A 12,706-nucleotide genomic window follows, 5' to 3' on the forward strand; every position below is an offset into this window, starting at 1 on the left:
ATTACCTATTTAGATTATAGTATATTAGAAGGAGATGTGTTAGTTTTTTCTCTAGGTATATTCCACCTTTTTTACACAAGTTTCATCATTCGCTCAATTGCTTCCCTGGCGAAATAAGCAGTTTCCTCTTTGACTTTTATTTGATGCACCATCCTGCCACTAACAATCTCATCCAGCACCCATACAAAATGAGGGAGATCAATCCGGTTCATAGTAAGGCAGGGACACATCTGCGGATTCAGCGAAACAATTGACTGCTCTGGATGATGCAGAGCCAGCCGCTTCACCAGATTCATTTCGGTTCCAATTGCCCATTTCGTTCCCGGCGCTGCATTTTTCACCTGATCGATAATGTATTTTGTCGATCCGGATTTGTCAGAAGCCTGTGTTACTTCCCAGGAACATTCCGGATGTACGAGAATTTTTCGGTCAGGTTCATAACGCCGGATATTTTCCACATGAATCATGCGGAAGTTTTCATGCACGGAACAATGCCCTTTCCACAGCAGAAGCTTTGCTTTACTTATCTCTGTGCCAGCGATGTCCGGCTGTAATTCATTCGTTATCTGATTCCAGACAACCATTTCTTCCCGGGGCATCCCTGCAGCATAAGCAGTATTTCTGCCCAGATGCTGATCAGGCAGAAACAGCACCCTTTCTTTTTGAGTATACGCCCATTTCATTACTTCAGCTGCGTTCGATGAAGTAACTGTTGCTCCCCCGTGCTTGCCTACAAAAGCTTTCACGTCCGCTGAAGAGTTGACATAAGTGACTGGAATTATCGTTTCCCCGTAAAACTCAGTCAAAGTTTCCCAGGCAGCTTCACACTGCTTTTGTGTAGCCATATCCGCCATGGAACACCCGGCTCTCAGATCAGGGAGAATAACCTTCTGCCTCTCCGGCGTAATAATATCTGCTGTTTCCGCCATAAAATGTACACCCAGAAAAACAATAACTTCAGCTTCTGGTCTGCTGGCCGACTGCTGCGCCAGCTGCAGGGAGTCCCCTGTCACATCTGCAAATTGAATAACTTCTTCCCGCTGATAATGATGTCCTGGAATAAATACTTTACTGCCCAATATCTTTTTTCGTTCACGTGCCTGCATTATAAGATCTTCTGTTGCGGCGTTCTTCCACGTATCCGGCAATACAGGGGGAAGTGTGTCAAATAAATTCATAGTTTTTCTTCCTTTCTGCATCAGCATGTTGTGAATCATCATTTCGCATGGTCAGCAATAGACTCATATCTAAAATTCCGGCTGAATGGGTAAGAGCACCGATGGAGAGAAAATCCACCCCTGTCTCTGCTGCTTCCCGCAGCATTCCTGGTGCAAGCCCTCCGGAAATTTCAGTGTTAATTTCTTCAGGGACGAGCAGTGCCCATTTTTTAGCCTGTGCAGGTGTACAGTTATCAAACATAATGACGTCTGGAGAAGCTTCCACTGCTTCCAGAACTTCTTTTTCATTTTCCACTTCCACTTCTATTTTCAGCATGTGCCCAGCTCTTTTTTTCGCTTTATAAACAGCTTCTTTTATGGAACCCGCTGCAGCAATATGATTTTCCTTAATTAACAGTGCATCATCGAGCCGTGCTCTATGATTTTTTCCCCCGCCTGCCCGGACTGCTGCTTTTTCCATCATGCGGAGTCCCGGAGTTGTCTTTCTCGTATCTGTGATTTGCACTCCGGTGCCCTCCACTTCCTCTACTGCAGCACGAGTGAAGGTAGCAATACCGGAAAGGCGCTGAATAAGATTTAAAATTACTCGTTCCCCCGTTAATATGGAACGGCAGGAGCCGGTTATTTCTGCAACAGCCTCATGGGATACCACCTCTTCTCCATCTCTTTTATAAAATTGAATTTCCAGAGAAGGGTCTATCAGTGCAAATCCTTCCTTGATTATTAATTCACCAAAAAACACCCCTGGTTCTTTTACAATAATCTGCGCTCCGCCTATTTCATTATTTAACACTGCTTCTGCAGTTATATCTCCAAAGCCAATATCTTCATTAAAATATTCTTTTAATTTTTCCCGCAGGCTAATTAAGTTCATGGGTAACCTTCTCCTTTGTGTTTGTACTATCTGCCCTGAAGTGCGCCCCCAGTGATTCAGTGTTCTTCAAAGCAGCTTCACAAATAATATGTGCACTGATGATCATGTTTCTTTTCTCCTGTACCTCCGGGCTTGCTGCCAGAGATGGTATATATAAATATGGGTCTGACCATTTTAAAAATTCTCTCAGTTTCCCGCTGTCTCTTATAACCCCAAGTGCTTCTGTTACTTTATTTTTAATTTCTTGTTTCTCCGGCAGCTCCGCTTTATTTTCTCTGCTCCTGAAACTAAGAAATTTCTCCCTGTTTATTGGAGCTTTTTCATTTATGTTGTTTTTAATAACCAATGCACATCTTCTGGCAAAAACTAAGGCCTCCAGCAGAGAATTGCTTGCGAGTCTATTTGCTCCATGTACACTTGTACATGCAGTTTCTCCGATCGCATACAAATTATTTAAAGAAGTCCTGCCCCACTTGTCAGCCTGTATTCCGCCCATATGAAAATGAGCACCAGTCTCTACAGGTATTTTTCCGTTTTCCAGGATTATTTTTTCTTCCATACACATCTTGGCAACCTGGGGGAACCTTGTTTTAAAATGAGGGACATTCGATATATCCAAATATACTTTTTTCCCCGCCAATGTGTGCCGGAATACTTCTCGCGCAACAACATCGCGTGCAGCAAGACTCCCGCCGGGAATATGTTTCATCAGTCTTTCTCCGTCTTCGAGTATCAACTCTGCGCCTGCACCACGGATAGCTTCTGTAATCAGTCCCCTGCCTCCAGCCAGTAATGTAGGATGAAACTGTATGTATTCTAAATCCTGCAGTTTCACACCTGATCTCCAGGCCATCGCCAGGCCATCTCCAGTAGATTGAATATCATTGGAAGTATTTAAAAATAAGCCGCCGATCCCGCCTGTTGCTAAAATCACTGCGTCCGCTTTCAGCCAGTGACAGACGTTTTGTTTATCCTGAACAATAAGCCCCCTGCACTGCCCTTTTTCTGTAAGAAGATCCATCACCATTGTGTCCTCCATTACAGAAACTGCCGGGTTCAGTTTGGAAGTTAAAAATTCCATCAGCTTTCTTCCCGTCTGATCCCCTCCCGCGTGAAGCACACGTGGGAAGCTGTGTGCACCCTCTTTGCCCAGCAGTACATTTCCTTCGTTATCTCTATCAAATAAACTTCCCGCCTGTTCCAGCTCCTGGAGCAGTTCACGGCCTTCCTTTATAAAATCTTTGACCATCTGCAGGTCATTCAGGAAACAGCCTGCCTTCATCGTATCCTGCACATGACTTTTCAAGCTGTCTTCAGGAGAAACTGCACCCGCTATTCCTCCCTGAGCAAGCCATGAGTTTCCCCTGTTGCGTTTTCCTTTCATTATCAGCGTAACGTCTGCATACTCCGCTAGATAGTTTGCTGCAGTAAGCGCCGCTGCACCGCCTCCGGCAATATAAATTTTATGCATTATGTTTCACCTGTCTTTATAAGTGTCTTGACACTTATATTTACACATTATTAAACTAATAACAAGATATTATATTAAAAACTGAAGGAGATACTAATGATATATTTAGATTGTGCAGCTACTGCTCCAATGAGTACGGAAGCCAAAAAAGCATGGGTTTATGCCGCAGAAGATTTTTTCGCAAATTCCAGCAGCCTTCACGAACCTGGAGAAGCAGCAAGAAATTTACTGGAATCCAGCCGCAGCTCTATTGCGGAAGCACTGGAAGCTGAACCAGATGCAATACATTTTACAAGTGGAGGTTCTGAAGCGAATCTGCTCAGTCTGGAAAGTTTATTTGCTGCAAATCCTGGAACTCATTTGATCACATCCGTTGTAGAACATCCCTCTGTAATGGGTTTTTTTAAGCGGAAAGAGACAGAAGGGATACGTGTTACCTATGTGGGAGTAAACAAAGAAGGCAGGGTTTCTGCAGAAGAAATTATTTCCCTTGCTGAACAGGAAAAAACTGCCTTGATTTCGATTCAGTATGTAAATAGCGAGACAGGAGTTCTTCAGCCAGTAAAAGAAATCGCAACCACCCTTCAAGACAGTGGTACCATTATCCATACGGATTTAGTGCAGGGATTTGGAAAACTTGTTTTTAGTGTAAAGGACTGTCCGGTCGATGCCCTGTCTGTTTCCGCCCATAAAATTGGAGGTCCAAAAGGCAGCGGTGCCGTTTATTTTAAAAATCCTTCTATCTGGAAAAGCCTTTATCCGCTGACGAGCCATGAAAGTGGCTTTCGCCCCGGGACACCGGACACTCCCTCTGCTGCAGCCTTTGCCACTGCTGTAATGAATATAAAAAATAAAGATCAGTTACTATTGGAGGCCTGGAAAAAGCGAGAAGAATTTTTACGTTCTCTTTCTTCCTTAGCAGAAATTATGACAATTGAAGGTGGAGCAGCGCAAAAACACCAGTCCCCGTATATAATAGGCTTAGGCTTTGAAGGGGTGCAGGGCCAGTATCTGCTTGCCGGACTCGACAGGTACGGAATATGCATCTCTACTGGCAGTGCCTGTAAACAGGGGGAAACCGATGCCTCGCCAATGATGCATGCGCTTTACGAATCTCAAGATGAAAGAAACAGATTCATCCGCATCTCTTTTAATATTGAGACTCCCGTATCAGATTTAATCACTGCCGGGATAAAAATAGTGGAAATCGTTAATGCTGCAAGGAGGATAAGTATATGAAGAAAAAGTGGTACGGGGAGGAAAGGCGCCTGAAAATGGTGAGCCTCCTGAAAGAAAACGAGGAAGCGATAAAAGGGGGCGCTCTGGCAGATCTCCTTGGTGTGAGCCGGCAGGTAATTGTACAGGATGTAACGCTGTTAAAAGCTCATAACTATCCCATTACTGCTACAAGCCAGGGTTATCTCTGGACAGAGGAAGACCTTAAAACAAGCAGCTTCACTAAAGTGGTAGCCTGTATTCATACCCCGGAGAGGACAGAAGAGGAATTAAATATGCTTGTGGATAACGGAATCCGTGTAAAAGATGTACTTGTGGAACACCCGGTTTATGGAGACCTGCGTGCCAGCATCGGGGTGAAAAACCGGAAGCAGGTACAGCAGTTTCTTACCCGTGTAAAAGAAACGCAGGCCAGCTATCTATCAGAACTCACGGGAGGAGTACACCTACACACGCTGGAGGCTGATTCCAAAGAAGATATCGATGATGGCGTAAAGGCGTTAAAAGAAGCAGGCTTTCTTGTAGAGGACAAACAGGACATGAAATAATGAAAAATTAAAAGATAATTATTCTCTAAAGACCGTGTTATCTTCTTTTGAGGCCATTCTTATGGTTCAGTATTTTATTCTGTTCTCTCTTATGCTAATCTTAGAGACGGAATGAAAAATAAAGGAGACCAGCTTCATGAAATCACGCTTAACGGCGATAGGAATCTATGCGGTTCTTTTAACAGCTGCGATAGTTTTTTATCTTACGAATATTATTGAACACGTACATTATATCGAAGGAACTGCGGCAGCAATAGCAGCTTGTATTACTACTGCTTTTTTTCTTACCATTGTTTTTACTCCAAACAGAATGAGAATATTTAAGTTAATTACCGGGAGTTTATTTGCTGCGCTGGTGCTTGTATCTATTACTGCCATGCTCGTCCGTCCCTATCAGGCGATAAACACAGAAATCCCGGAAAGAATGGCACTGTTAGAGGAACACCTTGCAGAGCAGTATCCTGAGCGTGAATGGGAAGTGGAGAGATCAGCTCCTGGAGAACATTCGCTTTATACTATGCTCGTCACTTTTGAAGATGAGCCGGAGCAGATTTACTTATATGACATGAACGATGCAGTCGTAGATGGTGATGAAGAAATTCACGCAGAGGAAACGTTAGAAAACTAACATACTTCCTTCTTTTAATTCTCAGCATTTTTTCAGTGCTGAGAATTTGTTAACTTAATTTAAGGCTCTGTTAAAGCTGGGGTTGATATAAGAAAGGTACGCCTGCGGCTCTTTTTTCTTCGCTTGCCGCGGAGAAATCCTTCAGCTATCCCTTCCTTGCGTCCAGGATGATCTTCACGCTTTCTTTTTCCGCAGGCGTCTTGAAAAATCACCTTGGCTTCGTTTTTTATGAAGAAGAAAGTAAGAAACAGCCCCTTTCTTTTGTTTTACAAATTAAGAACGAAGCGGAAACCGGCGGACGCCTGTGGAAGAAGGAGGTCGGAAGATCCCGGAAGACGTTAGTCTGAGGAAGCTGGAGATCTCCTCCACGGCAAGCCTGCCGAGTTGCAGCGATGTTTTCTAATACCAACAATGAACATTAACAGAGCTTAATTTAAAGGAGCTGCCCTGCATCAGCGGGGACAGCTCCTTTTTTAAAATCAGCTCTATTAAAGTGAACCATTGATAAAAGAACAGATGGTTCTTTTGCGCTAACTTCCGAGAAGCTAAACTTTCTCACAGCTTATATAGAGAAATAATCTGATCCGCTGATAGTGAAATTACTCCTCTCAGGACAGCTGCTGCATTTGATCGAGTGTAGTTCCTACCACGCTTAACATTTCTGCATAGCTGACAAACACGTATACACCGATAAATAATGCAATACCATAAGTAGCCACTAATCCAGCTATTTTAAGTGGAGAAGATGCCTCCACGCGGGCCACATAAAGTGATACCCCTGCAGCGATAAACAGCAGCAGCACACTCGACCCTGCTGCCCTGTCCATCTGGTCTATTTGTGTAAGACCGACATTTACCAGGATCAATTCGCTTTGATCCAGTTCCGCACGGTTGATTTCAAACGTTTCTGTATTCCATGCCCCTCTATCTACAGTAACAATTTCCTCATTCTCCTCATAGGAAACAGCTCCAGGATATATATTGCCTGCCTGCACGAGCAGCAGCATAATTAACCCTAATAAAGTTACTGCACAAATAAGTGTAATATACAATTTTCTGCTCTTAATGATCATTATTTTAAGCTCCCCTGCTGTATGTTTTCCATCAGCTACTTTATCACGAACTTTCCTTTCAAGAAAGCCTCTTTCTTCTCTTCCCGTTTCCAAAAAGAAATACAAGCAGAAGGAATATAACAACAGCCGATGCTTCCATACCTAAAATATACCATGGATGATCTCCAAAAAAGTCCACAAGACTGTCTCCCTCCGGCTTTTCCATAATAAACCAGTAGTTGCCGCCCGTGAGCACATTCACCATCCAGATAAACGGAAGCAGTACATTTAAAAATACCATTGCCTTCCACACACTGCTGTAGGTTAATGTAAAACCGCGATTCCATAAGAAGTAAAATACTGCCCATATGACAGCTATATGCGTATAAAAAAAGTGAACAAAGCGAAAATGCGGCCAACCAAAGCTTAACACCGGAGTGATTACCGCTTGAATTGCTCCTCCTATTCCTACGAGAAATGTTATTTCAAAAAGTAATTTATTTGGTTTTATTAATAATACCACCGCGAGTATCACGCTGATATTGCTTAATTCCAAAGGAAGTGCATGATGAAGCGCCCATCGGTCTGTGAAAATCAGCCATGCCTGGTACCATGCCTCGAACAGCAAAAGGGACACTGCAAATAATATTTCTGCAGAACGGGGCACTGATAATTTTCTTATTAAATAAATTATGAAAATTCCTGTAAAAAGCAACAGTATCATCAAGATATGCTGTAAACTGAACATAGAAAATGGTGCTGCTGAGGCGTCTCCTCCAAATAACATTTAATTCCTCCTTTATTATTCATAATAATTAACTTTTACAACACTAACTGCTATTGAAAGAAAGGTGTATTATTTTGTCAAAACCGATTATATGCTCCTACTGCGGGAAACCTGTGGGCTCCCGCGCAGAACTAACAACAGCCGCAAAGCTCGGTAAAATTAATGCTTATCATAATAAGTGCTACGCTGACTATATTCCCGGCCAAAAGACATTCTTTTTAAATGAGTATCCAATCAACGGCTTTTCCGGCAATGTCAGCATACTTGTTTCTTTTGGCGCAGTCATATTTTTATCTGTATATTTAGAACCCTGGCAGACAGCTCTCATCGCCGCAATCGCATTTCTCACTCTTGTATACAGACTTCTTTCTTATTTTATTCACGAAAAACCTTTACCTAAAACAAGAGAAATCCCTTCGGAAGGAGCCGAACAATGAATATTGCCACAATTGGAACCGGATTTATTGTAGAAAGATTTTTAAAAGCTGCTGCTCTTACTGATAATGTAACTATTACAGCTATGTATTCACGAAAACATGAAAATGCCAGGCCGCTTGCCGAAACATTTAATATTCCTTCTATCTTTACCAGTCTGGAAGAAATGCTTACAGATCCTTCCATTGATGCTGTATACATAGCATCACCGAACAGCATGCATTTTTTACACACAGAGAAAGCGCTGCTTGCAGGAAAACATGTACTTTGCGAAAAGCCGTTTGCTTCCAATCAATCGGAAGCAGAAAAAATGATCAGGCTTGCAGAGGAAAATGAACTTATTTTAATGGAAGCAATTACTACAATACATTTACCGAATTTTTTAGAACTTTCTCCTCTCCTTAAAGAAGTGGGCCCTATCCGCCTTGTAAAATGCAGTTACAGTCAGTACTCCAGCCGCTACGACAAACTGCTGAATGGAGAAACAACCAATGTGTTCAATACAGAGTTTTCAGGCGGCGCTTTAATGGATATCAACGTATACAACCTCCATTTTGTAATTCGTCTTTTCGGAGCTCCTGAATCTGTAACCTATCATGCCAATAAGCACGAAAACGGAATTGATACCTCGGGCATTGCATTATTAAGCTATCCTTCCTTTCAGGCAGAGTGCACTGGCAGTAAAGATACAGCTGGATTTAATGCTGCTTTTATTCAGGGCGAAAAAGGATGGATCCATGTTATTGATGGAGTAAACGGCTGCCGCAGAATTGAGCTGCATGCTAAAGACACTAACAAAACGGTAGAAGTAAACAGAGAAGAAAATCTTATGTACGAAGAATTACTTGTCTTCAAAAAGCTTGTCACTGATCATAACTTATCTGCCGCAATGGAGCTTCTTTCACATTCACGCAAGGTGATGAAAGTCCTTGATCAAGCTAGAAAAAGTGCAGATATTCGTTTTCCTGCAGATAAATTAAATGGTTCATTATAAAAACAGCAGTGGGCTGCTTTTCTTTCAGCGATGGCATGCCAAGTTCTTGTATCCTAAAATGCTGTACGAGCGAAATTGATACTGCTGATGGCTATGCTCCAGGATCAATTCCGCTCGTGCTTACGAATGCTGCTTGGATTTCCAGACTGCGCCTGATCTTCGCTTCTGCTCTGCAGCTTTAATGAATTTACTGTATGAAAGGCAATTTCATGTTTTAATTTTACCGTGAATGGTTATAGTGTAACATCAGTGAAATATTACAAACATCATGAAAGGAGTGGTCACATGGAAAAGCAATACTCGCTAATTGTGCTGGACGCTGAAGGTGAAATGCAAGATATTATGGACCCTCGAAACGGAGAAGCACTGGATGAAATTATGACAAAAGATCTTGACTCTGCAAAAAATTATTACGATGAATTAAAGAATTCTTATAAAGACTTCTCTGTTAAAATGCTCCTTAAATAAAGTTGAGCATAAGGAATCCTTTTATATTAATGCACTTATTGATTCCATCGAGGGACGCCACTTGAAGAGATTTCAGGCAGCGTCCTTTTTTCAATACCCGTTATTATTAAAGCAGCAAACAAATGCCCTGTACGCTTATTAGTCCGCACAGGGCATTTGTTATTTGTTAAGCTCTATTATAGTCTGGTTTTGCTATGAAGAAGTACGCTGCGGCTCTTTTTCATTGCTTTTTATTGTAGAAAGTTCGCCATCGAAACAAGTATCTGCTTCAGTTCTCCAAAGGAAAGAACGAAGCACGATCGGAATTTCAATCCTGGTTCTTAAAAGGCAGCAGCGCAGTCTCTGCCCAGCTTTCTATGGTTCGGTAGAAACCGTGTTCTGCAGAAGAACAAGCCTTTGAGCAAGCATCTCCGAAAGTGCAGCAGCGCTTTCACTTCTTTTATACTAAATTTTATTATTAAGGCAGGCATTAATTAAAAATTTTAGTATTGAAGATCATACTAACAGTTTTTGAATGCAGAAATTATTACGGGAGTTTAATCAATTATATGGAAAAGAAGTGTGTGAAATAACCTGGTTAAATTTCAAGCTAATCGTTTACAATCAATGTATCTATCCCGCCCTGTGGAGGATTGGTGGTAATGATTTCTTCATTCACAAGCCAAACTTCTACCTCCATGCCTGCTCTTAAAGCTTCAAGAGGGATTTGTTCTTTATTGCTGTCATACATTTCTGCTTCCACATGTTCCCGAAGCCATACATTATCTATATCCTCTATGCCTTCACTTATTTCAACTTCTACTCCCCCATACTGGACGCTCACCTCTTTAATTATCCCCTTTACCTCAGGTTCACGATCCGGCATCATTGGCGAAGAAGAAAGATATCCACATCCACTGAGTACAATCAACATAAAAATACAGTAAAAACAATTCCGCATATTATTAAACCCCCCTTACACTGTTTTAGGATTCCCTTAATCATCTTCTCTTACACATGCGCTGCTCAAGTGCTCATATTATGTAATCCCGCCTGTTTATTTATTATTCCAGCAGTCCAATATAAAGAACTTTCTTATCCCCTGTTATCACAATCAGCTGCTTAATACCGTCTTCATTTGACTCAAAAATTTCCGCACCAATCGGACGCATATTCGCATCCCCCCCCTTCAGACAACCGGGAACTATGCTTGGATTTCTTAATAGTTTCTAATTTTTCTCCTGTAATATACGCTTCTTCTTTCATCCAGTTAAACTTTCTGCATTTGCCTTAACAAGACCGTTACTTTATTAAAAATCATTTACCCCGGGCTAGTTATAAAGAATCTCTTCTGCTGGAGAATGGGACTTTGCTGACTACAGGCTCCTCCTGTCAGACTCAGCATTATTAAAAATTGAAATGCAAATATAATCTGAGCCCTTTCAAATAAGTTCTGCTATATATAGCAACGTATGAATTTCCAAAAAGTTTCAATTTACAGGAAATTTGTTTCCATTGTTTTAAATTTTTCTGTTTGGCCGCATTAATATTTCTTTTACTAATCAAAAAAACATAAATAGATGGATCTTTGCTGCTTTTTAACTTTTTAAAGAAGAAAAGCAGGAGTTTTTATATTTCTATGGAAGAAAGTAATAAGAAAGAGAGAAATTTGGAAAGCGAGGAATTTAAAATGAGTCAAATCAGATGGGGTATATTAAGCAGTGCAGGGATAGCAAAAACACAAATGGTACCTGCAATTAAGGAAGCAGATAATGCAGTTCTCCAGGCAGTAGCAAGTGTAAGCGGGAAAGCACAGTCTACAGCTGAAGAATGGGGCGCAGCTTCTGCCCACGATTCCTACGAAGCTTTATTAAACGATCCGGAGGTAGATGCTGTCTATATTCCCTTACCTAATAATATGCACAAAGAATGGGTAATTAAAGCAATGCATCATGGCAAGCACGTGCTTGTTGAAAAACCGGCGGCACTTAATACTGAAGAGATCCGTGAAATCCGTGAAGCCGGAAAAGAGACAGGTATGACCTGGATGGAAGGATTTATGTATCAATTCCATCCGCAGCATGCTTATGTGAAAGAATTAATCGCAAATGGTGCCGTCGGTAAAGTGAAACGAATCCGAGCTTCATTTTCATTTGCTTTAGATTTAAATAGTGATAATATCCGGCTTGACGCTTCACTCGGTGGAGGAAGTCTGTATGACGTGGGGTGTTACTGTGTGCATGCATGCCGGTATATCCTTGAGCAGGAGCCTGAAAGAGTCATCAGTACAGGCAGACGCTTAACAGCAGATGGTGTTGATATTTCAACATCCGGGCTTCTGACGTTTAAGGACATAGACGGGGTTATTGACTGCAGTTTTAATGAGGCTGCTTTAAATCGATATGAGGTTATCGGAGAGGAAGGCAGGATCGAAGTACCTTATGCTTTCAGACCAGATCAAAATCCCAATGATGGTTTAGGCGAAGTTATTTTAAAAGACCAGCAGGGCGCTTTAAAAGAACAGAAAACATTTGCCGGCAACCAGTTTACGGAGCAGATTACACATTTTTCCCAGTCGATTATAAATGGCACAAAGCCTTTATATTCTCCTGAAAGCACCTATAATAATATGAAAGTAATCGAGGCGTTGTATGCTTCGCAGGAGCAGGCCTGATCCTGCGAAGTCACTTTTCATTTAAGTTCTCAAAACAAATGGTGCTCCCTTTTTATTTTTATAAGATTGTTAACTTCATCTCTAGTGAACCATTCGCCCTTTCACCGTACCAGCATTCAGGAAGATATCTTATTAATATATAATCATTAAAGTTTGTTAAGCTCCCAAAAAAAATTGGGCGATACTATCAGCTCTCACCAAATTGGTGAGAGCTGTTTTGTTGATAAAAGGGCCTTCTTTTTTCACTCTCAAAATGAAAATAACCCTTCAACAAACTCCGTCTGAATATAATCTGCACTTATCTGTAGAGCCGTTTTTAAATATCAGGTAATAAAACCCCGATTATATATTATTGCTTAAAAATGAAGCTCCTAAAATATTA

General features: G+C 41.5%; 13 protein-coding genes. 7 read left to right on the forward strand and 6 right to left on the reverse strand.

Annotated elements, in window-relative coordinates; all coding sequences use genetic code 11:
• Positions 1-71: 71 nt before the first annotated feature.
• From nadA to nadB, 3 genes are read right to left on the reverse strand one after another with little or no spacing between them, the layout of a single operon-like run.
• Positions 72-1,178: a quinolinate synthase NadA gene (nadA, locus tag BLP92_RS06810; RefSeq protein WP_090841910.1), complete on the reverse strand. Its 1,107-nt coding sequence runs from the start codon at positions 1,176-1,178 to the stop codon at positions 72-74.
• A complete protein-coding gene (gene nadC, locus BLP92_RS06815) occupies positions 1,165-2,052 on the reverse strand; it encodes a carboxylating nicotinate-nucleotide diphosphorylase (protein ID WP_090841912.1) in 888 nt (295 codons plus the stop codon). The genes nadA and nadC overlap by 14 nt, the downstream gene beginning before the upstream one ends.
• Entirely contained in the window at positions 2,039-3,523 is a 1,485-nt protein-coding gene (gene nadB / locus BLP92_RS06820) for an L-aspartate oxidase (RefSeq protein WP_090841913.1), read from the reverse strand. The genes nadC and nadB overlap by 14 nt, the downstream gene beginning before the upstream one ends.
• A 96-nt stretch (positions 3,524-3,619) precedes the next feature.
• Between nadB and BLP92_RS06825 the strand changes: the two genes are divergently transcribed.
• The 3 genes from BLP92_RS06825 to BLP92_RS06835 all read left to right on the forward strand — a co-directional run bounded on the left by BLP92_RS06825 (position 3,620) and on the right by BLP92_RS06835 (position 5,935).
• A complete protein-coding gene (locus tag BLP92_RS06825; protein WP_090841915.1) occupies positions 3,620-4,762 on the forward strand; it encodes a cysteine desulfurase family protein in 1,143 nt (380 codons plus the stop codon).
• Complete coding sequence (locus BLP92_RS06830; protein WP_090841917.1) at positions 4,759-5,307, forward strand: transcription repressor NadR; 549 nt, start codon at positions 4,759-4,761, stop codon at positions 5,305-5,307. Before BLP92_RS06825 ends, BLP92_RS06830 begins: the two co-directional genes overlap by 4 nt.
• Before the next feature lie 136 nt (positions 5,308-5,443).
• A complete protein-coding gene (locus tag BLP92_RS06835) occupies positions 5,444-5,935 on the forward strand; it encodes a hypothetical protein (protein ID WP_090841919.1) in 492 nt (163 codons plus the stop codon).
• A gap of 608 nt (positions 5,936-6,543) precedes the next feature.
• On the opposite strand, the gene BLP92_RS06845 is transcribed toward BLP92_RS06835, so the two are convergent.
• Positions 6,544-7,008 (reverse strand): hypothetical protein, encoded by a 465-nt coding sequence (locus tag BLP92_RS06845; RefSeq protein WP_139148929.1) that lies wholly within the window; start codon positions 7,006-7,008, stop codon positions 6,544-6,546.
• 58 nt (positions 7,009-7,066) lie between these two features.
• Entirely contained in the window at positions 7,067-7,774 is a 708-nt protein-coding gene (locus BLP92_RS06850) for a YwaF family protein (RefSeq protein ID WP_090841925.1), read from the reverse strand.
• Positions 7,775-7,848: 74 nt separating this feature from the next.
• On the opposite strand from BLP92_RS06850, the gene BLP92_RS06855 reads away from it, so the two are divergent.
• From BLP92_RS06855 to BLP92_RS06865, 3 genes are all read left to right on the forward strand, one after another.
• On the forward strand, positions 7,849-8,211 hold the full coding sequence (locus tag BLP92_RS06855; RefSeq protein WP_090841927.1) for a hypothetical protein: 363 nt from the start codon (positions 7,849-7,851) through the stop codon (positions 8,209-8,211).
• On the forward strand, positions 8,208-9,203 hold the full coding sequence (locus BLP92_RS06860; protein WP_090841929.1) for a Gfo/Idh/MocA family protein: 996 nt from the start codon (positions 8,208-8,210) through the stop codon (positions 9,201-9,203). The genes BLP92_RS06855 and BLP92_RS06860 overlap by 4 nt, the downstream gene beginning before the upstream one ends.
• A gap of 285 nt (positions 9,204-9,488) precedes the next feature.
• Entirely contained in the window at positions 9,489-9,671 is a 183-nt protein-coding gene (locus BLP92_RS06865; RefSeq protein ID WP_090841931.1) for a hypothetical protein, read from the forward strand.
• A 589-nt stretch (positions 9,672-10,260) separates the two neighbouring features.
• Here the strand turns inward: BLP92_RS06865 and BLP92_RS06870 are convergent.
• Positions 10,261-10,611, reverse strand: coding sequence for a hypothetical protein (locus tag BLP92_RS06870; RefSeq protein ID WP_090841933.1), 351 nt, complete (start codon positions 10,609-10,611; stop codon positions 10,261-10,263).
• 729 nt (positions 10,612-11,340) lie between these two features.
• On the opposite strand from BLP92_RS06870, the gene BLP92_RS06875 reads away from it, so the two are divergent.
• Entirely contained in the window at positions 11,341-12,324 is a 984-nt protein-coding gene (locus BLP92_RS06875; RefSeq protein ID WP_090842375.1) for a Gfo/Idh/MocA family protein, read from the forward strand.
• Positions 12,325-12,706 lie beyond the last annotated feature (382 nt).

It is taken from the genome of Alkalicoccus daliensis, assembly GCF_900103955.1.
GTDB classification, from domain to species: domain Bacteria; phylum Bacillota; class Bacilli; order Bacillales; family Salisediminibacteriaceae; genus Alkalicoccus; species Alkalicoccus daliensis.